The organism is Helicobacter pylori SA37A, from assembly GCF_000476015.1.
Lineage (GTDB): Bacteria > Campylobacterota > Campylobacteria > Campylobacterales > Helicobacteraceae > Helicobacter > Helicobacter pylori_DB.
Window position 1 is genome coordinate 79,635 of record NZ_CBOO010000004.1, and the last position, 20,904, is coordinate 100,538.

14 protein-coding genes, 2 tRNA genes and 3 pseudogenes are annotated in these 20,904 nt (G+C 41.0%); 10 read left to right on the forward strand and 9 right to left on the reverse strand.

Features of this window, described 5'->3' with window-relative positions:
• Window positions 1-230 precede the first annotated feature (230 nt).
• The 8 genes from alpB to fliK form a co-directional block, all read right to left on the reverse strand.
• Window positions 231-1,823, reverse strand: coding sequence for a Hop family adhesin AlpB (gene alpB / locus QT76_RS03375; protein WP_033616590.1), 1,593 nt, complete (start codon window positions 1,821-1,823; stop codon window positions 231-233).
• Window positions 1,824-1,844: 21 nt separating this feature from the next.
• Entirely contained in the window at window positions 1,845-3,398 is a 1,554-nt protein-coding gene (gene alpA, locus QT76_RS03380) for a Hop family adhesin AlpA (RefSeq protein WP_033616591.1), read from the reverse strand.
• 546 nt (window positions 3,399-3,944) lie between these two features.
• Window positions 3,945-5,972 carry an ATP-dependent helicase gene (locus tag QT76_RS03385; RefSeq protein WP_033616592.1) on the reverse strand — a complete coding sequence of 676 codons (2,028 nt, stop codon included), beginning with the start codon at window positions 5,970-5,972 and terminating at the stop codon, window positions 3,945-3,947.
• Between the two features lie 8 nt (window positions 5,973-5,980).
• The gene (locus QT76_RS03390) at window positions 5,981-7,126 is read right to left on the reverse strand and encodes an Eco57I restriction-modification methylase domain-containing protein (protein WP_033616594.1); all 1,146 of its coding nucleotides are present in this window, start codon (window positions 7,124-7,126) and stop codon (window positions 5,981-5,983) included.
• Window positions 7,107-7,730 (reverse strand): hypothetical protein, encoded by a 624-nt coding sequence (locus QT76_RS03395; protein WP_033616595.1) that lies wholly within the window; start codon window positions 7,728-7,730, stop codon window positions 7,107-7,109. The genes QT76_RS03390 and QT76_RS03395 overlap by 20 nt, the downstream gene beginning before the upstream one ends.
• A gap of 51 nt (window positions 7,731-7,781) precedes the next feature.
• Entirely contained in the window at window positions 7,782-9,599 is a 1,818-nt protein-coding gene (locus QT76_RS03400; RefSeq protein ID WP_033616598.1) for a flagellar hook protein FlgE, read from the reverse strand.
• Window positions 9,596-10,576 carry a flagellar hook assembly protein FlgD gene (flgD, locus tag QT76_RS03405; RefSeq protein WP_033616599.1) on the reverse strand — a complete coding sequence of 327 codons (981 nt, stop codon included), beginning with the start codon at window positions 10,574-10,576 and terminating at the stop codon, window positions 9,596-9,598. The genes QT76_RS03400 and flgD overlap by 4 nt, the downstream gene beginning before the upstream one ends.
• 50 nt (window positions 10,577-10,626) lie before the next feature.
• Window positions 10,627-12,192, reverse strand: coding sequence for a flagellar hook-length control protein FliK (gene fliK / locus QT76_RS03410; protein ID WP_033616600.1), 1,566 nt, complete (start codon window positions 12,190-12,192; stop codon window positions 10,627-10,629).
• A 249-nt stretch (window positions 12,193-12,441) separates the two neighbouring features.
• Here fliK and pta point away from each other — a divergent pair.
• The 7 genes and pseudogenes from pta (at window position 12,442) to hypD (ending at window position 17,929) form a co-directional block, all read left to right on the forward strand.
• A pseudogene (gene pta / locus QT76_RS08515) lies at window positions 12,442-13,988 on the forward strand (phosphate acetyltransferase).
• A gap of 16 nt (window positions 13,989-14,004) precedes the next feature.
• Window positions 14,005-15,205, forward strand: a pseudogene (locus tag QT76_RS03420) (acetate kinase).
• A gap of 97 nt (window positions 15,206-15,302) precedes the next feature.
• Window positions 15,303-15,602 carry a cupin domain-containing protein gene (locus QT76_RS03425; protein WP_033616601.1) on the forward strand — a complete coding sequence of 100 codons (300 nt, stop codon included), beginning with the start codon at window positions 15,303-15,305 and terminating at the stop codon, window positions 15,600-15,602.
• A 10-nt stretch (window positions 15,603-15,612) separates the two neighbouring features.
• Complete coding sequence (locus tag QT76_RS08610) at window positions 15,613-15,735, forward strand: hypothetical protein (protein WP_080242400.1); 123 nt, start codon at window positions 15,613-15,615, stop codon at window positions 15,733-15,735.
• A 114-nt stretch (window positions 15,736-15,849) separates the two neighbouring features.
• Complete coding sequence (hypB, locus tag QT76_RS03435) at window positions 15,850-16,578, forward strand: hydrogenase nickel incorporation protein HypB (RefSeq protein ID WP_000003585.1); 729 nt, start codon at window positions 15,850-15,852, stop codon at window positions 16,576-16,578.
• A complete protein-coding gene (locus tag QT76_RS03440; protein ID WP_000335445.1) occupies window positions 16,578-16,811 on the forward strand; it encodes a HypC/HybG/HupF family hydrogenase formation chaperone in 234 nt (77 codons plus the stop codon). Before hypB ends, QT76_RS03440 begins: the two co-directional genes overlap by 1 nt.
• 5 nt (window positions 16,812-16,816) lie before the next feature.
• Window positions 16,817-17,929: a hydrogenase formation protein HypD gene (gene hypD, locus QT76_RS03445; RefSeq protein ID WP_033616602.1), complete on the forward strand. Its 1,113-nt coding sequence runs from the start codon at window positions 16,817-16,819 to the stop codon at window positions 17,927-17,929.
• Here hypD and QT76_RS03450 read toward each other — a convergent pair.
• Window positions 17,880-18,534: pseudogene (locus QT76_RS03450) on the reverse strand (hypothetical protein). The gene hypD and the pseudogene QT76_RS03450 sit on opposite strands and share 50 nt — an antisense overlap.
• Here QT76_RS03450 and QT76_RS03455 point away from each other — a divergent pair.
• From QT76_RS03455 to QT76_RS03465, 3 genes are all read left to right on the forward strand, one after another.
• Window positions 18,490-18,564: transfer RNA gene (locus QT76_RS03455), tRNA-Gln, on the forward strand. The pseudogene QT76_RS03450 and the gene QT76_RS03455 sit on opposite strands and share 45 nt — an antisense overlap.
• Before the next feature lie 32 nt (window positions 18,565-18,596).
• Window positions 18,597-18,673 (forward strand) — tRNA-Met (locus tag QT76_RS03460).
• Window positions 18,674-18,926: 253 nt separating this feature from the next.
• Window positions 18,927-20,904: outer membrane protein (locus QT76_RS03465; protein ID WP_033616604.1), on the forward strand; the 1,978-nt coding region annotated here is incomplete at its 3' end.

Genomic DNA, 20,904 nt, shown 5'->3' on the forward strand with positions numbered 1-20,904 from the left:
GAAGCGCTAAAGCTTTTTAAAAGTTTTTAATCAAGCGTTTTAAAATCTCAATAAGCCTTGAGCGTTAAGCTTTTGTGAATGCTAGCTTTTAATCAAGCGTTCTTATTTTTAAGCGTTCTTTTAGGGGGGTTAATCCCATTATTTGACAACATTTGATAGGGATTTTAGGTTGTTTTTAAAATGGGGGTTAAAGGGTTAAAATCAAAGCCTATAAAAGGCCTTGAGCTTTTTTAGAAGGCGTAGCCATAGACCCAATACACGCTATAAGGGCGGAAGTATTTCACTTCAGCGCCGCCAGCTTTATAGTAAGTGTTGTAAATCGTAGGGATTTGCACACCGATTTCTATAGAATGCTGGTTATGGCTTTTCAAGTCTTTTTTCAAGATACCAAAGTTCATGCGTAGCCCCACATCAAACAAGAATTGGAATTTCGTCGCTGTAGGTCTGCTCGCAAGTTGAGGGCTGTTTCTTAGCGTGCTGATGTAAGTATCCCCTGCGAGTTGGATCCCCCCAAAGAAGCCCGCATTAAGACTTCGGCTACCAAAAGAGCGGCTAAACACATTGTAAAGCACATCAGTCCCCACCCCATAAGTGAGCAGATTGACTTGATTGTAAGTGGGGCCATTACCCACGCCCGCGCCATTATAGCTGAAGAAGCCGTAGTAGCGTAAGCCCACATTCTTGTTTTCCCCGAAGAATTGCTTATAACCGATTTTAGTGATAAACCCGTTAAACGCATTCACTTGAGAGCTGTTACCAGCAGCGAAATTCCCAAGCCATGGGTTAGCTTTAAGCTCGTTGTTTAGAGCGGTAACTTTAGCCAAAGTGTTTGTGGTGTTGTTTAACAGTTGGGTAGAGCGCGCTTGATCAATATTCCCGCCATAGCTCACTTGATAGCCTGTTGAATTGCTGATGTTAGCGTTGTTGGCTAGCGTTAAAGCGTTTTGAGAATTATTGACGATGTTTTGCACCAAGCTAGTGAATTCCTTAGCGCTCAAATCATTCCCGGCGTTAGCGGAGTTGAAAACATGTTGCGCTAAAGCGGCATCCAAAAACGCTGCGGCAGCCCCGCTATCACCGCTTGGCCCCATAGTGATTGAAGCTTGCTTTAGGATATAAGCGATTTGTTGAGCGGTAACACCATTCCCATAATCTTTACTAGTGTTGTTCTGAAAAATCCCACCCGCTTGGTTATTGGCGTTTAAGAAGGAGTTCATGTAAGTCAAATAAACGCTAGCGGTGTTAAGCTCACTGAGCTGATTGGAGAGATTTTGGCTCGTGGTGTTGTTGTCGCCTTGAAAGATGTTCTTGCTGATGTTTTGACTCAAAGTTTTGATAGAGCCAACCATTTCGTTATAAAGAGCCAGGTTACCTTGGAAACAAGGGCTATTGCTAGTAGTAGCAGCAGCTGCGGCCGCACCACCACTACTACCATTATTAGTAGCACCACATTGTGTGATGTTAGTAGTGTTCAAAGTGGGATACAAATCAATCAAATTGCCTAATTGGTTCATAAAGAGGTTGCCCAAAGTCCCGGCGACATTGCCTCCTGTGCTTGCAATATTGGTATTGGCGTTGTTTGTCGTATTAGAGTTTAACAAGCCGGCTAATTCTTCGGCTTTGATTTTACCCGGGTTTTTCACTTGTTGGACCACCTGACCTAATTCATACCCAAAGGTCATAAAGCCCCCATCTTCTTCAGCGCCCACTGGATTGAAGCTCAAGCTTAACGCTAGGCTTAAAGGGGCTAAGAATCTTACTTTTTGAGATTGTGTCATTAAATTTTCCTTAATCATTTTGAATGGCTTTAAATTTTGTTTCATGTTTGTCTCTTCCCCCCTTTCTTAGAATGAATACCCATAAGACCAATAAACGCTATAAGGACGGAAATACTTCACGGTAGTCCCTGCGGATTTGTAATAAGTGTTATAAATCGTAGGCACCACCACGCCAAATTCCACCGTGTGCTGGTTGTGGCGGTTGGATTTCCCATCCAACTTACCGAAGTTCATCCTCATACCGAAGTCAAAGAGGAACTGGAAGTGCGTGTTATTGATTTTGCCATGCAATTTCACATTGGGGTCATCTCTTAGCGTGGATTGGAAGGTCTCACCGGCTAATTGGATACCGCTAAAAAAGCCCATATCCACAGAGCGGTTTTGATAGGAGCGGCTAAAGATGTTATACAACACATCAGTCCCCACCCCATAAGTGTATAACCCTACATTATTTTGAGTGGATCTAAAGCCCACGCTCGCTCCGTTATAAGAAAAGAAACCATAATAGCGCAAACCGATATTCCTTTTCTTCCCGAAGAATTGCTTATAGCCCACTTTAGTGTAAAACCCGTTTAAAATATTCGTTGAACGGCTGTTCCCGGCTCTGAATTGGGGCAAGTAAGGCATGCTTCTTACTTGATTGTTGAGCGCGTTGATTTTATCCAAAGTTACTTGCGCGTTATAAAGAGCGTTAGGGAGCTGGCTAGCACGCCCTTGCACAGCGTTAGCTTGGTTGAAATTTATCCCAGCGTTATTAACCGCGCTCCCGCTAATGGTGTTTTTAGTGAGCTCGTTATAAACCGCTTGAGATTGATCAATAATGCCTTGCACCAAACCTGTAAAAACGGCCGAATTGAACTCCTTATTCCCAATGTTGGCGGCTACGGCAGAGTTGAAAGCTTCTAAGAGCAATTCATCTTGCTTGAGCAAGTTCGCTGCGTTATTTAAGATATTTTGTTGGCCTTGAAGGTATTGGATGGCTTGTGTGGAGTAAGTTTGACCATCTGAACCAGTCGCACCATTAGCACCACTAGTAGTAGCAGTCCCATTCTTCTCTAAAGCCTTATTCATCGCATTAAAAAACACATTCCCTGCGTTCAAGTAGGTGAGCTGTTGTTGCATGTTAGGGAAATTGGTGTTCGTGCCGTAGTTAGTCTGGCTGCCGATCGTGCTTAAAATCCTGTCAGTCAAGCTAGGGAGCCAGTAATAGCCCGCAGCGGTACAAGCGCTTTGAGTGTTAAGAGTTGAGCCACCGGCCGTTCCTGCAGCCGCGCAAGTCCCACTGCCTACCGCACCACTTAAAAGAGCGTTCGCGGACACATCGTTACCATTGAGTTTCGTGGGGTAAGCCCCTAAAAGCGAATAAAGGTATTGGGAGAAAGCGTTACTCAACGCCCCTGCGACATTGCCTCCGGTGTTGTTGTTTAAAATGTTGTTCGTTACATCAGCGTTAAGCTCTCTGGCGAGTTCGTCGCTTTTAGCGCCGCCTGGGTTTTGGACATCTTGCATGACTTGTCCGAGCTGATAACCGACGGTGAAAAACCCTCCATCGTCTTCGGCATAACTTATGCTAGCACAAAGGGCTAGACTAAGAAACAGCGTTCTATTCTTCTTTATCATAATTTTCCTTATCAATGGGATGCTCCTTGATTGAGATTAAATTTGGGATTTAGTTACATCAGAGCTTGTAAATAATGTTTAGTAATACAAATTGTTAGATGTAATTGTGATATTTTCACATAATGAAAATTAAATTAACCTTAAAAATCCCCTTAAAAACCCCCTATCAAGGAAATAAAGTTACAGCAATTGGAGCGTTTTTTACAAAAAAAAAAAAACGGGATTTCATGGGGGGATTAGCCTTAAATTTTAGGGGTTTTTAAAAACGCTTTTTGGCATTTTTAGGTTTTTTAAACTATAATCACGCCAACGCAAATAGTAATTTCTAGGTTTCTCTTTTGTTGTGAAAATTTGGAGCATGTTAGGGTTTGGGATAATAGTGGGTGGTTATCCCGGAAAGGAGATAACCGACTATGAAATTACTATTAGTGATCATAGTTTTAATGGCCCTCGCAACGCCATTACATTATACTAAAATTTTGGCTCTAGCGCAAGCTAGAGTTAAAATCTTACTAGCGTTTTAAACAAACAATACAAAAACCAATTTTATTTTGAATCGGGTTTCAAAAGTCCCGCTTCATACAAAAACACCGAGGGCTTATGCTCTTTCGGTTTGGCGTTTTCTCTCAATTCGTTTTTCGCATAAGAAAGCCATAAGTTTTCCTTAGCCCTTGTGATAGCGACATAAAAAAGCCGCCGCTCTTCTTCAATGCCCCCACCGGTATTCATGAGCTTGTGGTTAGGGAAACGGCCCTCCATTAAATCTATAATATAAACATCTTTAAATTCTAAGCCTTTAGAAGCATGCACGCTCAATAGATTCACGCCCTCACCTTGCGTGGCTTCATTTGAGCCTATTAAAGTGCCGTTTAAAAAACGCCCTAAATTTTGGTAATTTTTCGCCAAAGAACTCAGCAAGTCCATTTTTTCATTGAAGCGTTTTTGCGCTTGGAGTTTTTTAAACTCGTTATAAGAGCCGTCCTTATTTTTGGATCGCTCTTTTAATAGGCGTGTTTTAAAGGTTTGAAAAAACGCGCTTTCTAGAATGTGTTTGATTAAAGCGCTAGGGGAATGGGTAGGGGCTTTGGTATAAAGAGTGAAAAAATCGCTCAGCATTTTAGCCCCATTGAGTGAGATTTTAGAATGCATCAACACCGGGTGCGAATGAAACGCTCTATCTATCACGCTATTAAACCTTGAGCTGTTTTCTAAAGCAAAAATTTCTTCAAAAAGCCCCATGGAGGTGATTTCTTTTTTCTTCGTGTAAATTTTGGCTTCTTTGCTTGGGTGGGTTAGGGCCAATTTGAGATCACCATTGCCTAAAAGCATCAAGGCTTCATGAATGTCTTTAGCGGTGTTAGAGCCAATATCGCTGATACAGCTTAAAATGTGAATCGCTGCCATAATGTCTTTAGGGTTAAAGATGAGCGCGCAAATATCTAACGCTAACGCCACTTCTTTGGATTCAAAAAAGCTCGCGCTCCCTTTTCGTTTGCTTGGCACATTATGGGATCTTAAAGCGGCTTCTAATTGATCCGCGCTGGCGTTATTCCTAAAAATCACCGCCACTTCTTTAAAATTTTTTCGCATGACAATGCGTTTAGCGATGTCTTGGCATTGTGCGATATTGTCGTTGTAATTTAAAAGCGTGGGTTTATTGAATTTCCCTGATTTCACCACTTCTAAATTTTTAGGGTAAATGCGCTCGTTGCGCTGTATCACTTGATTAGCGAGATCTAAAATTTCTTTAGAAGAGCGGTAATTTTTAGTGAGCGTGAAAACTCGGGCGTTTTTGTATTTTTGAGTGAAATTAGAAATGATAGAAATATCCGCCCCATTAAAAGCGTAAATGCTCTGATCGTAATCGCCCACGCAAAACAAACTGGGAGGGTTGATGGCGTCTAAAATGGATTCTTGTAAGGGGTTAGTGTCTTGAAACTCATCGCAAAGCACTTCTTTATAAGGGCTAGGTCTTTCTAGCATCGCTTTTTTAAAGAGCAGCAGCAAGTCGTTATAGTCAATATAATCATGCTTTTTTTTGGTGTTTTCAAATTCGTCTAAAATGTTTTCATAAAGGGCGGCGTATGGCGCGTGTTCAGGGTTTTTAGTAGAAAGCCAAGCGCTAAAATCTTCTTGTTTTAGAGCGTTAGTGTAAAGCGAATAAAGGGCGTAGAGATGCTGCGAAGTGTAGGGCTTTTTATCGTCATCTATGGCGTTTTTAGTGTCCACAATGCTTTCTAAAAGTTTTCTCAATTCTTTAGGTTGTTTCAGGCTTAAGTTTGGGTAATGCTCTTTCAAATAGCGATACGCCACCGCATGGAAAGTGCCCGCTTCAATTTTGGAGCTTAATTTGGAGTATTTAGCCACCCTAGCGATCATTTCATTACTCGCTTTATTGGTGAAAGTCAAAAGCAAGATTTCTTCAGGCTTGATGCCGTTATTAAGCAGGTGTAAAATGCGCCCCACAATGGTAGAAGTCTTCCCTGTGCCAGCGCTCGCAATGATTAAATTATGCCCTTGTAAAGCCTTGGCCGCTTTTAATTGCTCAGGGTTTAATTGTAAGGTTTCTAACAAGTTTTATCCTAGTTTAAAAAGTCTTTAGGCAAAAGGGCGTTTTCTAAAGAGCGTTGCGAAAACAAAAAACGCCCATCGCATACAAAGCCTAATTCCTGCCAGTTGATAGCGTTGAGTTTGTCGCAGAGGTTTTGTAAATCCAGGTTTTGGTTATAAGGGAATAGCGCTAAAATAGAGCCGTCATAATTAGGGCATTGGTGGATAAAAAAGGGGTTTTTTTGGCGCGTTTTGGCGTTGACATAAATGCGTTTTTTAGGGGATATGTGATGCATTCTCCCCCATTCAAACCAGTTATTTTCATTGAATTTTTTAATCTTTCTTTGCATCAAGCTGTCTTTATGCTGGAGTAAATAATCATTAGGCTTATTGACAAAAACCATTTTTTCTAAAACATTGGTTCTTTTGGTGATTGAGGTGACAAATTCTAAATTCCCGTATGTTTCATTTTTAAAAATCTTATCGCACCCGCTCACTGCCCCCACTTTAACCTTAAAAATCTCGCTTAATTTTTGCGTGTAAGATTGGTTGAGGAAATACAAAATGCCTTTTTTGCACAAAAATTGCAAACCATCGTTGGTGATTCTACTGAAATCACCCTTACAAAAACGAAAAATCACGCAATTAGGCATGGCGTTTGGGAAAATCTTTTGATCGCCTAATTCAAAAAAATGCGTTATCGTGCCTTCTTTGTAAATCCATTCGTTTAATTTCACGCTAGAAGTGGATTTTAAAAAATCCCTTGGGGTGATGAAAATCAATTCGCCTTTAGGCTTTAAATGCTTGATCGCTTTTTCTATGAAAAACAAGTAGAGATTACTCCTTTCATCAAAAAGGCTGTAATGGAGTTTTTCTTTGGTGCTTGGCGCAATATCCTTGTGCTTGACATAGGGCGGGTTACCGATAATGGTGTCAAATTGATTTTCTAAAGAATAGTCAAAAAAGTCCATGCAAAGGGCATTTTTAGGGCAGATTTTAGGATCGATTTCAATCCCTACAGCCTTTTTTAAGCGCTTTAAAAAACTCCCATCGCCAGCGCTTGGCTCTAAAACACTCCCTTGATTTTGCTTGAGAGTGAGCATGAAATCCACTATATTTTTAGGGGTGAAAACCTGCCCTAAAGTTTTAATGTCTAAATTATTCAAAAAATTCTCCAAAAAATTCTTTGAACGCTAAATAAATATTAGCCCTTAGAGTTACACTTTTAGCTAAAGCGCTTAAGATGAAGTTTTTACTTTCAATAAAGCTTCTTTGAACGATTTTTCTGTTGTTATCCCACTTGCATTGGAAGGGCAAGTTATTGCCATTGGGCTGAAGAGTTTGAATGCCTTTTAAGGAATTGATAAAAATATCTTTAGGATCGTTTTTGTTGATAATTAAAAAATAATAGTCTCTATCGGTGTTTTTGCCTAAGTCTTTATGCAGTTTTTGAAAGTATTTTTCCCATGCAATTTCGTTATTGAAAGTCGGCAATAGGCCGCACAACGCGTAATAAATCCCTAATTTGCAATTAAGATTGTCAGCGGTTTTTGTGGTGGTGGTTTTAATATTAACAGGATAAAAAATATCGTTTTCTTCAAAACTAAAATCCCACCACTCTCTGGCTTTTGGCAGTTGGATAGGAAAATAATCCTTAATGGTATTTAAAATTTCTTCTTCATTGACAGATGAATTTAATCGCCCATCTTGTAAGGGTTGAGACAAATTATAAGGGTTCGTTCTTAAAAATTCTGCAATTTCATTAAGCTGTGTGGGTATCATTAAATATCCTTATTAAAAAGGATATTTTACCACACTCCTTATTTTAGCCTCTTATTTTTTCAAGCTAATGGCTTCTTTAATCATGTCATCGCCCGCGCCAAAGGCTCTAGCGTTCATAGAATAGCCTCTTTGCATTAAAATGAGATTGGTTAGGGCGTTCCCGGCATTCACGTTGCTCGTTTCTAAATATTTATGCCTGATTTTCCCAAACTTGAGCTTGCCCTCTTCGTCCCACCCTAAAATGGGGTTACCGCTTAGGGGTCTGTTTTCGCCATTAATGGTGCCTTCTTGCATTTCATAGAGATTACCGCCGATTTTCCTTAGGCCTTGATCGTTAGTGAAAGCTAAAATACCGATGCGAGCGACCGGCTCTACCACCCCGTTACTAAAGGCTAGAGAAATCACGCCATTTTCTTCAATGCGCATGTCTCTAAAAATACCCCTAGGCTTGCCGTCTTGACTCGCTTCTAAGAGTTTAGAGTCTTGATAAGACAAATCGCTAGAATCATGGTTTTCGCTCTTATCTAGTGAATAGGTGAGCTTATTGCCCTTAAAATCCAAAGTCATGGGGGCGGATTTCATTTTGTGCGTGGCTGAATCAAAGCCGACAATTTCCCAAGTAGGATCATTGATAGGGGCTTTGTTTTTGGGATCCACGATGTAGCTTTTCACTTCCCAAGTTTGGTTTTTCCTTTTACTCGTGGGGCTTGATGTGGGATCGTTGGAGTTGGTCATGTAATATTCGCTTTGGAGCAAGTATTTATCCCCGGCTTTATCATAAATATCCACTTCTGTGCTGTAATAAGGGATTTTAATCGCTACTGAATCCCTGCTGATGCCTTTTTTTAATTCCATTCCGTCCGCTTTCAAGCCCAATTTATCCGCAATGCCCCCACTCAAACTGAATGTGATAGGCGTTTCTCTAGGATTAGCGATCTCTAATAAAAGGGGGGGGCTTTTGGCGTCTTTTTCGCTTTTGATGAGGTTTAAGTCTAGCCCGGTTTTTTCTTTAAGGAGTTTTTGCAAATCGCCTAAAGTTTTGAACTGGTTTTCGCCTTTTTCAGCGTCCCCATAAGTGAAAACCAAATCCTCTTTTTTGCCATCTTCTTTTTGGATACTGATATTTAATTTACGATTAGTGATCGCGTCTATTGGCTCGTTATCGTCATTCGCTAAAGCGTTAATATCCTGGTTTAAAAAACGCTCTTTAATGATTTCGCCCTTGTCGTTTAAGAAAAAATCTTGCACGCCCTTTAAATGGTCTTTAGGGTTTAAATTCACGCTGATATTCACTTTCGTGCTAAGCACCGGCTGGTAAGTCAAATCCTGGGGGATTTGTAAGGGCGAAAGGGTGTTGCCATGCAACTTTTCAATGTCTTCATCTCTAGCGGTGGAATTGAGCGTGCCGTCTTTGATCTTTTTCAAATCAATACCATAAACATAATAGCCCTCAGGGGTTACCAAATAGCCATCGGCGTCTCGTGCGAAATTCCCGGCGCGCGTGAGAAAATTATCCTGTTTTTTGCTAAAGCCGTCTTTATTAATGGTCATTTCCCCATTTTTATTGGGCCCTATCACAAACCAACCCTTGCCTTGATACGCCATGTGGAATTCCCCCTCACTAGGCATGTATTCGCCGTCTTTATTAGAAAGGACATTGCCTGAGCCTGTAACGCCGTAATTTCGGTCATTAGCCACAACGGATTTGGCGTTCAAAGCGTCTAAATGCGAAGAAAACAAGGTCTTAAACTCCGGATCATTGGAGCGATAGCCTAAAGTATTGACATTGGCGATATTATTGGAAAGGCTGTCAATACCAAACTGGTGGGTCTTAATCCCGCTATAAGCGTTTAATAAGGTGTCGTTCATGCTGTCTCTTTAGGGGGGGTTTGGGGTTTTTGCTCAAGGGGTTTTTGATCCGAGAGTTTTTGATCAAGGGGTTTTTGATCGGAGAGTTTCTGTTCAAGGGGTTTTTGATCAAGCGGTTTTTGATCCGAGAGTTTTTGATCCGAGAGTTTTTGATCAATCGGCTTTTGATCCGGCTTGTAAAACTCTATCGCGCTGTCTATGGGTAAAATCATTTCGCCCATTCTTAACATGGGCTTGCCTTTATCAAAAATCACGCTTTCCACTTCGCCCCTACCAATGCGCGTTTGCAAATACTGCTTGCTGTGAGAGTCTAAATTGTATTCAGCCTTGATTTTGTAATTGCCTTTAGGGACTTTTTCGCCCTTTTCGTTTGTGCCGTCCCATTCAAAATTGATATACCCCTTTTGCCCGTTATAATCTTTTAAAGAAATCGTTTTGACTAATTCATTGTTTTCGTTTAAGATTTGAATCGCTGGCACTCCTTTAGAAGCGTCAATTTTTTCATCAAAAAAGAGCGAGAAAGAAAGCTTGTTGTTGCCGTCAAAATTCGCCCCGCTCACATCGGTTTCAGCGATTTTGCCTATCATGCTTACAGAATTAAGCGCGGTTACTTCCCTTAAAGCGTTATTAGCCTTCAGGCTATCGTCCATGCCTTTATTCAAGTTTTCCATGGTGTCTTTTAAAGCGCCTTGAAAGTCTTTTAAAGATTCGTTAGTTTCTTTATTGGATTTCATCGCACTGGCGACTTCTTGCATGGTCTTTTTGTTTTCTTCTTGCATTTCCACTTGCGTGAGCTGCGCGGTTTGGGTGATGATCTTATCCGTTTCCATAGGAGCGGTGGGGTCTTGATTTTTCAATTGTTCTAAAAAGAGTTTCATGAAAGCGTTTTTATCCAACCCGTTAGCGATGGTGGGCTGTTCTTTTTTCCTTTCTTGCGCGGCTTTAGCTCCTGTAACTTCTGCTAAATCAATGGCCATGATCTCTTCCTTGTTAAAGATGTCTTATTATAGAGCAAACTCGCTTAAAATCACGCATAAAGAGTGATTTGCATGCTCGTTTCTTGGTTTTCATGGTCCGTGTTCTCTTGGTAGCTTTTTAGGGCGTTTTCTTTTAAGGGGGTTAATTCCTGCTCTTTGAATAGCTCTTTTGGTTGATCTTTGGGGGCTTGTTGCTCTTTAGAAGAATCTTGCGAAAAGCTCAAATCCACCCCTTCAAAACCTAAAGCGTTCAGGCTGTTTTTAAGATCTTGTTGGTTATCCAAAAAGGTTTGCAAGCTGTTGTTATGAGAAATCACGCTCACTTTAAGGTTTTTACCCACTTTTTGAATGGTTATTTCAACCTTGCCCAATTCCTTAGGGAATAAATCCATAGAGATCCTGCTCATGGGGGGTTTGTATTCTTGGATCTCTTGCTTTAATTGTTGGGTGAAATGCTTGATCGTCTCTTTAGGGGTAACGCTTTTATTGTCGCTTGTCTTATCGCTAGCTTGGGTGTTTTGCGCGTTTTGAGCGCTGTTATTAGTTTCTTTAGTTTTTTCTTTATTATCGCTTGCTTCTTTAGTTGTTTCTTCTTTTTCTAGGGGCGTTGGAATATTATCGTTAGGGGGAGGGTTAGCTCCTATTAAAGGCATTAAAGGGGGCGTTTTAAGGGGGATTTTAGGGGCATTCTCTGGCGCTATGCTTGGGGCTGTAGTTTGGGTTTTAGTAGGGGTTTTTTCTGACTTTTTTTTAGAAAGCGTTTTATCCCTTTTAATGGCGTTCATTTCTAAAGCTTCCTTTAAAGGGGGCGTTTTTTTTTCATTATTTTGGGGGTTTGCGTGTTCTTTATTGTGCGATTCTTTTTTTTCTAAAGATTGCAAAACGCTAGAAAGGTTAGCGGTGTTTTTAGCGTCGTTCTTTGCAAGGGTGTGGTTAATGGGCGTTTGCGTTGTTTTTAAAGCAAGCTGATCGCTTGCATTTAAGGGGGTTTTATTTTCTGGAATTGTGGCCGCTTGAATGTTGCTGGCGTTTAAGTCATGTTTTTGGCTGAGCGTTTGGATGTCTTTAAGGGTTTTTGGCTCTTTAGCGTTATGGGTTGGGGTGGTTGGGTTTTTGATAGCGTTGTTAGCGTGATTAGTGGGGGTTAGTGGGTTTTTATTAGGCAAGTTTGTTTGATGAGCGTTAGAAGTGACTCTATTAGGCTTTTTTTCATTCTTGTTTAAAGTTTCGTTAGGGGTTTTGGGGTTAGTTTCATTAGTCTCATGGGTTTCATGTTGAGTCTCATGTGGGGCTGTTATTTTTTTGTGGTTGAGCCAATCTTTTAGGGTAGGGGCTTGTTGGTCTTTAGCGGGATTTTGAGCGTGTTGGTGGGGTGGGGTAGGGGTTTTTTCAAGCGCTTTAGCGTCCTCTTTAGCGTCTTTGGGCGTGGCTTTTAAAGCGTTAGGATTTGGCGATTCTTTAGAGGCGGTTTTGTCTTTAGAGATCTTTTGGTTTAAGATCTTACTGAAATCCTTTGATGCGCTTTTAGGGGCGTTTTTGGCGTCTTTAACTTCGTTTTTCGCTCCGCTATTTAAAGCGTTTGCGTTGGTGTGAATGGGATTAATAGGAGATGGCATGACTATCCTTTAAAACAACTCTTTTATTTTACATGGTAGTAGTTAAGCAAAAAGAGTTCCTTAATATGTGTGATCAAATCTAAAAAATGCTAAAGGTGTTTTTTAAAACGAAAAACCCCATTTTTTAAAAATAAAAGTTGTCGTTATTCGCGCTTAATGAGAACAGAGGTTTTTAAAACTATGGTTTCGTTTAGGTTTAATTAAAATTTGCTACAATTAAATAAAAACGATGATTTTAGGGAGATTGGCATGCAAAGTTTATGGATTTACCCAGAGGATATGGAAGTTTTAGGGGTTGCTTGTAAGAGCCTTTTAAAAGCATTGAAGCCACGCTATCAAAAAATCGCCTTGTTTTCGCCCATTGATGGGGGGTGTGAGGGCTTTGGGGAGTGCGAGGGCTTGAACCCTTTAGAGTTTCATAGTGCCATAGACAAACAAAAGGCTTTAGAGCTTGTGAGCACTGCTCAAGAAGAGTTACTATTTGAAACGATTCTCAAACGCTATGATGCATTACAATCCACGCATGATTTTGTCATTAATTTGGGGTATGCACCGAAGTTTTTCTTAAACGCTCTTTTAGATTTAAACACCACTTTAGCCAAACACTTAAACGCTCCTGTGGTGGCTGTCGCGCAAACGAGCTTAGAATATTTGAAAGCCATGCACTCTCACATCATTAAAAAAGAAGCCCCTTTCGCTGTAGGGTTATTTGCGGGCGAAATGCTTGAAAAACCGGATTTTTTGAGCGCGTCTCTTTGCAAGCAACAATGCGAATTAGAAGAGGATCTGATAGAAAGCGTGTTGCAAACAAAAAGCGAGATTATTACCCCTTTAGCCTTTCAAATGAGTTTGGAAAAAAAGGCTAAAAAACAGATTAAAAAAGTGGTTTTACCAGAGAGTGAAGATGAAAGGATTTTAAAAGCCGCGCATCGTTTAAATTTAATGGGTGCGGTGAGATTGATCTTATTAGGCGATAAAGAAGCCATTAATTCGAAAAATTTGAACTTGAATTTAGAAAATGCAGAAATCATCGATCCCAACACTTCTCATTATAGAGAAGAATTCGCTAAAAGCTTGTATGAATTGCGAAAATCAAAGGGATTGAGTGAGCAAGAAGCCGAGCAATTAGCGCTGGATAAGACTTATTTTGCGACCATGCTCGTGCATTTAGGATATACGCATGCGATGGTTTCTGGGGTCAATCACAGCTGAGACCATTAGACCCGCTTTACAAATCATTAAAACTAAGCCTGGCGTGAGCTTGGTTTCAAGCGTGTTTTTAATGTGTTTGGACACTCAAGTGTTAGTCTTTGGGGATTGCGCGATTATCCCTAACCCTAGCCCTAAAGAATTGGCTGAGATCGCTACCACTTCCGCGCAAACCGCAAAACAATTCAATATCGCACCTAAAGTGGCCTTACTCTCTTATGCGACAGGAAATTCTGCTCAAGGCGAAATGATAGACAAAATCAAAGAAGCCCTAACAATCGCGCAACATTTAGATCCACAATTAGAAATTGATGGCCCTTTACAATTTGACGCTTCCATTGATAAAGGCGTAGCGAAGAAAAAAAGGCCCAACAGCCAAGTGGCCGGGCAAGCTAGCGTTTTTATTTTCCCGGATTTGAACGCCGGAAACATCGCTTATAAAGCGGTGCAACGGAGCGCTAAAGCCGTGGCGATAGGGCCTATCTTACAAGGCTTGAACAAGCCCATTAACGATTTGAGTAGGGGGCGCTTTAGTGGAAGATATTATCAACACCGTTTTGATTAGCGCCATTCAAGCGCAAGATTAATTGATTAGGAGAAATGATGGAAATTTTAGTTTTGAATCTGGGCAGTTCGTCTATTAAGTTTAAGTTGTTTGGCATGAAAGAAAATAAGCCCTTAGCGAGCGGTTTGGCTGAAAAAATCGGCGAAGAAATAGGGCAGTTGAAAATCAAATCGCATTTGCACCATAACGATCAAGAATTAAAAGAAAAGCTTGTGATTAAAGATCATGCGAGCGGGCTTTTAATGATTCGTGAGAATTTGACGAAAATGGGGATCATCAAAGATTTCAATCAAATTGACGCTATAGGGCATCGTGTGGTTCAAGGGGGGGATAAATTCCATGCCCCGGTGTTAGTGGATGAAAAAGTCATGCAAGAAATTGGCAATCTTTCTATTTTAGCCCCCTTACACAACCCGGCGAATTTGGCCGGTATTGAGTTCGTTCAAAAAGCGCACCCCCATATCCCTCAAATCGCTGTTTTTGACACCGCATTCCATGCCAGCATGCCCAGTTACGCTTACATGTATGCGTTGCCTTATGAATTGTATGAAAAGTATCAAATCCGCCGCTATGGTTTCCATGGGACTTCACACCATTATGTGGCCAAAGAAGCGGCGAAGTTTTTGAATATCCCTTATGAGGAATTTAACGCGATCAGTTTGCATTTAGGGAACGGCTCAAGCGCAGCCGCCATTCAAAATGGCAAGAGCGTGGACACTTCTATGGGGCTAACCCCACTAGAGGGCTTGATTATGGGCACAAGGTGTGGGGATATTGACCCCACTGTGGTGGAATACACTGCGCAATGTGCAAATAAGAGCTTAGAAGAAGTGATGAAAATTTTAAATCATGAAAGCGGTTTGAAAGGCATTTGTGGGGATAATGAGAAACATAGAAGCCAGAAAGGAAAAAGGCGATAAAGAAGCCAAGCTCGCTTTTGAAATGTGCACTTATCGCATTAAAAAGCACATTGGGGCTTACATGGTAGTCTTAAAAAAAGTAGATGCGATCATCTTTACAGGGGGATTAGGGGAAAATTATTCGGCTTTAAGAGAGAGCGTGTGTGAAGGCTTAGAAAATTTAGGGATCGCTTTATGTAAGCCCACGAACGACAATCCGGGAAGTGGGTTAGTGAATTTAAGCCAGCCTGATACTAAAGTCCAAGTTTTACGAATCCCTACTGATGAAGAATTAGAAATCGCTTTGCAAACCAAAAAGGTTTTGGAAAAAACAGAATAAAGGATTGTTTAAGAAATCTATAAGAAATTTTTGGGTAAAAAATTAGCTTTCTTAAATTAAGTTCTAAATTAAGAAAATATCACACTAGGAGTTTTTGATGGAAGTAATTAATTTTTTAGAGGGCGTTTGTTTTGAGAAACTTCATATTGAAGCTCTGAATGAAAATTCTTTGACTAAAGAAATCCGTATTTGCATGCCCAAGGGAGCTGTCATGGACAAACACAAGGCCCCGGGAGCGATTAGCGTGCAGGTTTTAGAGGGTAAAATCGTTTTTGAAGTGGGAGATGAAAAAATAGAAATGCCAAAGGGAGCGTTAATCAGCCTGGAAGCCCAAGTTTCGCATCGTTTGGACGCTTTAGAAAATAGCGTTATAAGGCTATCTTTAAGTAAAAAATAAGGAAAATCAAATGATGAAAGTTGTTTTTATCAATGTTTGGTATTTGCTTTTAACCATCATTTTATTAATCATCATATGGAGGATCATTAAATTAGTGTTAAAAGATAAAAACGATAGCGACGAAAGGGGTTAAAACAGGCGGATTACTGATCTAAAAAAATCACCAAGAAGATAAAAGAAGTTGTTAAATCATAGTCGTTTAATTAAGCACGCTACAATACGAAAATTTTAAAAGAAAGGAACAAGCATGAGCGAACAACGAAAAGAATCTTTACAAAATAACCCTAATTTGAGTAAAAAAGACATCAAAATCGTAGAAAAGATTTTGAGCAAGAACGACATTAAAGCCGCTGAAATGAAAGAACGCTATTTAAAAGAAGGGCTGTATGTGCTGAATTTCATGAGTTCTCCTGGCAGCGGTAAAACCACGATGCTAGAAAATCTAGCGGATTTTAAAGACTTTAAGTTTTGCGTGGTAGAGGGCGATTTGCAAACCAACCGAGATGCGGACAGGTTGCGTAAAAAAGGCGTGAGCGCGCACCAGATCACCACCGGCGAAGCGTGCCATTTGGAAGCGAGCATGATTGAGGGGGCGTTTGATTTATTAAAAGATGAGGGAGCGTTAGAAAAAAGCGATTTTTTAATCATTGAAAACGTGGGGAATTTGGTTTGCCCCTCAAGCTATAATCTAGGGGCGGCGATGAATATCGTTTTACTCTCCGTTCCAGAGGGCGATGATAAGGTGCTAAAATACCCTACGATGTTTATGTGCGCGGATGCGGTCATTATCAGTAAGGCGGACATGATTGAAGTGTTTAATTTTAGGGTTTCTCAAGTCAAAGAAGACATGCAAAAATTAAAGCCTGAAGCGCCTATTTTTTTAATGAGCTCCAAAGACCCTAAAAGCTTGGAAGATTTTAAAAACTTCCTTTTAGAAAAAAAGCGTGAAAATTACCAATCCACGCATTCGTTTTAATGTGTTTAGCGATCCCCTCTAAAGTCATAGCCATTAACGATAATGTGGCTATTTTGGAGACTTTGGGCGTTCAAAGAGAGGCGAGCTTGGATTTAATGGGCGAGTCTGTTAAAGTGGGCGATTATGTGTTGCTCCACATCGGCTATGTGATGAGTAAGATTGATGAAAAAGAAGCCCTAGAATCCATTGAGCTTTACCAAGAAATGATCGCCAAAATGAACGAAACGCAATAAAAACAATGAGCGTTGATCACCTCATTTCACCCTTTAGGGACAAGCGAGTTATTTTAGCGCTCTCTAATGAAATCAAAAAACTCGCTTTCAAACTTGAAAAAAAATTAGTCATCATGGAAGTGTGCGGAGGGCATACGCATTCTATCATGAAATACGGGCTTTTGGATTTGATGCCTAAAAATTTAGAGTTTGCGCATGGGCCGGGGTGTCCGGTGTGTGTGATGCCAAGAGCGCGCCTTGATGAAGCTTACGAACTCGCTAGCATGAAAGATAGCATTGTTTTGAGCTTAGGGGATATGATGAGAGTCCCTGGGAGCTATGGGAGTTTGATACAAGCCAGAGGAAAGGGGCTGGATGCGCGCTTTTTGTATTCGCCCATGCAAGCTTTAGAGATCGCTAAAGAAAACCCTACTAAAAAAGTCATCTACATTGCGATCGGTTTTGAAACCACCACGCCGATGACGGCTAGCGTTTTATGGAGCGCTAAAAAAGAAAAATTAAAAAATCTTTTTTTCCACATCAACCACATTTTAGTGCCTCCAAGCGTGAGCGCGATTTTAAAAGATCCAGCATGCCAGATTAACGCCCTTTTAGCCCCTAGCCATGTGAGCGTGATCAGCGGCGCTCAAATCTATTCTCCTTTAGTGGATCGCTTTAAAATCCCTATTATTGTGAGCGGTTTTGAGCCGGTGGATATATTAGAAAGCGTGCTGATGCTTATCAAACAAGCCCTAAACAAAGAAGCCAAGCTAGAAATCCAATACAAAAGAGCGGTGAGCTATGAAGGGAATGTGAAAGCGCAAGAGTTAGTCAATGCTTGCATGGAAGTTAGGGGAAATTTTGAATGGAGAGGGTTAGGGAATATCAAACATTCCGCCCTCAAACTCAAAGAAACGTTCGCCTCCTATGACGCTGAAAAAGTCTTTAAAGAACACTTAAGCCACAAAACCTCTAAAGAAAACAAAGCATGCAAGTGCGGGGAGATTTTAAAAGGCATCGCTAAGCCCCTAGACTGCTCGCTATTCGCTACAACTTGCACCCCACAAAACCCGATCGGCAGTTGCATGGTCAGCTCTGAGGGGGCGTGCGCGGCGTATTATCGTTACAAGCGCGTTTGAGCTTTAAAAATTGCTTTTTAGTGAAATCGCTCAAACCTTCGCAATTGACATTGATGCTAACCGGTTTTTTAGGGGGGTTTTCTTTTTTGACAACCGGTTTGTGATAAGGCCTTTTCTTAACGCTCGCTTGGATAGTTTTAAAATCAAAAGGGTAATTTAGGGCTTTTAGGGTTTTTTGCGTTTCTTTTAAATGGGCTTTCAGGCGGTTGGTGTAATGGTCTTTTTCTGTTTCAAAGGCTTTTAAGAAACTCGGGTGCGTGAAATAGATTTTTAGGATTTGGTGTTCCATTTTGGCGTATCTAAACCCTTTTTTTAAATCCCCTAAAATTCCAGCCACATAACGATTAATAACCTCTCTTCGCTTGAGCTGGAGCTTTAAATTTTTAAACGCAGACATTTGAGCGATTCTTTTAAACAGCAAAAAGGTTTCTTTCTTTTTCAAATAGCGTTTATAAATGAGAGGGTTAAAATTTTTTTCCATAGTGGGATTATAGCGTTTTAGCTTGACTTTTTTAAAAAGCTTTTGTATAATGCTTCTTTTATTTTATATTATTGGTTTTTGGGGTGTCGCCAAGCGGTAAGGCACCAGGTTTTGGTCCTGGCATTCCGAGGTTCGAATCCTTGCACCCCAGCCATTTTTCCTTTTAGCACGTTCTTATTAGCGTGTCGCGGAGTAGAGCAGTCCGGTAGCTCGTTGGGCTCATAACCCAAAGGTCAGTGGTTCAAATCCATTCTCCGCAACCAATCTTAATTTTAACAAAACCCCCTATCCCCTTAAGAAATGAATTTCAAATGAAGAAAGCGAATTTCAAATGAAGAAAATGAGTTCCAACACCACCAAACGAAACAAAAAACGCTAAAATCAAAAAAATTCTAAAATTTTTCAAAAATGACAAAAAAAAAAAAACGACTTTTATGCTATAATGCTCCAAATACATATCAATGTATGGATTTTAACCACTACTCAAATCAATTTAATTTCAAAAAAGGAGATTTAATGAAAAAACACATCCTTTCATTAACCTTAGGATCGCTTCTAGTTTCCACTTTGAGCGCTGAAGACGACGGCTTTTACATGAGTGCAGGCTATCAGATCGGTGAAGCCGCTCAAATGGTGAAAAACACCAAAGGCATTCAAGAGCTTTCAGACAATTATGAAAACTTGAACAACCTTTTAACCAAATACAGCACCCTAAACACCCTTATCAAGCTCTCCTCTGATCCGAGTGCAATCAATGGGGTGCGTAACGATCTAGGCGCGAGCGCGGCTGGTTTGCTCAATGACAAAAAGAATTCCCCGGCGTATCAAGCGGTGCTTTTAGCGATCAACGCGGCGGTGGGGTTTTGGAATATCGTGGGCTATGTGACGCAATGCGGGGGTAATGCAAATGGTCAAGCAAGCACTTCTTCAACCACCGTCTTTGACAACGAGCCAGGGTATCGATCCACTTCTATTACTTGTTCTTTGAACGGGTATACTCCTGGATACTATGGTCCTATGAGTATTGAGAATTTTAAAAAGCTCAACGAAGCCTATCAGATCTTGCAAACGGCTTTAAAACAAGGCTTACCGACGCTGAATGAAAAGAATGGGACAGTGAGCGTAACTTATAGCTATAAATGCGCAGGAGAATGGAATAATAACTGTGATGTGTTAAACTCCAATAGAAATGGCGGGAGCAAAACCACAACCCAAACCATAGACGGCAAAACCGTGAACACCACGATCAGTTCAAAAGTGGTTGATTGGAACGCATCCGGTAACACCCTGAAGCAATCTTACACCGATATTACTACCAAAATGGAAGGTGTCCCCGACAACGCGCAAGCGCTGTTAGCGCAAGCGAGCACGCTCATCAACACCATCAATAGTGCATGCCCGTATTTCCGTGCTCCTAATAGTCAGGCTAATGGTCCAAAGTGGGAATGGCCCTCTAACAAGCTATGCGGCGCTTTTTCAGAAGAGATCGGTGCGATCCAAAAAATGATCACGGACGCTCAAGAGATGCTCAATCAAGCGAACATCGTTAATGCTAACGGGCAATCATCAAATCCGGTAGATAGCCATTTCAACCCTTTCACAGGGAATACAAGCTTTGCTGAAGGCATGCTCAAAAACGCGCAAGCGCAAGCGCAAATGCTCAATTTAGCTAATCAAGTGGGGCAAACCATTAACCCTGATAATCTCACTGGGACCTTTAAAAATTTTGTTACAGGCTTTTTAGCCACATGCAATAACCCCTCAACAGCTGGTACTGGTGGCACACAAGGTTCACCTCCAGGCACAGTTACCACTCAAACTTTCGCTTCCGGTTGCGCCTATGTGGGAGAAACCATAACCGCTTTAAACAACAGCATCGCGCATTTTGGCACTCAAGCCGAGCAAATCCAGCAAGCCGAAGATCTCGCCTACACTCTAGCAAACTTCAGCAGCCAATACAAAAAGCTAGGAAACACTTACAACAGCATCACTACTGCGCTCTCCAGCATCCCTAACGCGCAAAGCTTGCAAAATGTGGTGAGCAAAAAGAACAACCCCTATAGCCCTCAAGGCATACAAGAAAACTTCTACCTTAACCAAAACACTTATAACCAAATCCAAACCATCAATCAAGAGTTAGGCAGAAACCCCTTTAGGAAAGTGGGCATCGTCAGTTCTCAAACCAACAACGGCGCGATGAACGGGATTGGTATCCAAGTGGGCTACAAGCAATTCTTTGGCCAAAAAAGAAGATGGGGCGCTAGGTATTACGGCTTCTTTGATTATAACCATGCCTATATCAAATCCAGCTTTTTCAACTCGGCTTCTGATGTGTGGACTTATGGCTTTGGAGCGGACGCTCTTTATAACTTCATCAACGATAAAGCCACCAATTTCTTAGGCAAAAACAACAAGCTTTCTGTGGGGCTTTTTGGTGGGATTGCGTTAGCGGGCACTTCATGGCTTAATTCTGAATATGTGAATTTAGCGACCG

Excerpts from the sequence above, each read along its gene's own strand:
- alpB (WP_033616590.1), bottom strand. The coding sequence starts at position 1,823 with ATGAAACAAAATTTAAAGCCATTCAAAATGATTAAGGAAAATTTAATG.
- alpA (WP_033616591.1), bottom strand. The coding sequence starts at position 3,398 with ATGATAAAGAAGAATAGAACGCTGTTTCTTAGTCTAGCCCTTTGTGCT.
- QT76_RS03395 (WP_033616595.1), bottom strand. The coding sequence starts at position 7,730 with ATGATACCCACACAGCTTAATGAAATTGCAGAATTTTTAAGAACGAAC.
- QT76_RS03400 (WP_033616598.1), bottom strand. The coding sequence starts at position 9,599 with ATGAACGACACCTTATTAAACGCTTATAGCGGGATTAAGACCCACCAG.
- flgD (WP_033616599.1), bottom strand. The coding sequence starts at position 10,576 with ATGGCCATTGATTTAGCAGAAGTTACAGGAGCTAAAGCCGCGCAAGAA.
- fliK (WP_033616600.1), bottom strand. The coding sequence starts at position 12,192 with ATGCCATCTCCTATTAATCCCATTCACACCAACGCAAACGCTTTAAAT.
- QT76_RS03425 (WP_033616601.1), top strand. The coding sequence starts at position 15,303 with ATGGAAGTAATTAATTTTTTAGAGGGCGTTTGTTTTGAGAAACTTCAT.
- QT76_RS08610 (WP_080242400.1), top strand. The coding sequence starts at position 15,613 with ATGATGAAAGTTGTTTTTATCAATGTTTGGTATTTGCTTTTAACCATC.
- hypB (WP_000003585.1), top strand. The coding sequence starts at position 15,850 with ATGAGCGAACAACGAAAAGAATCTTTACAAAATAACCCTAATTTGAGT.
- QT76_RS03440 (WP_000335445.1), top strand. The coding sequence starts at position 16,578 with ATGTGTTTAGCGATCCCCTCTAAAGTCATAGCCATTAACGATAATGTG.
- hypD (WP_033616602.1), top strand. The coding sequence starts at position 16,817 with ATGAGCGTTGATCACCTCATTTCACCCTTTAGGGACAAGCGAGTTATT.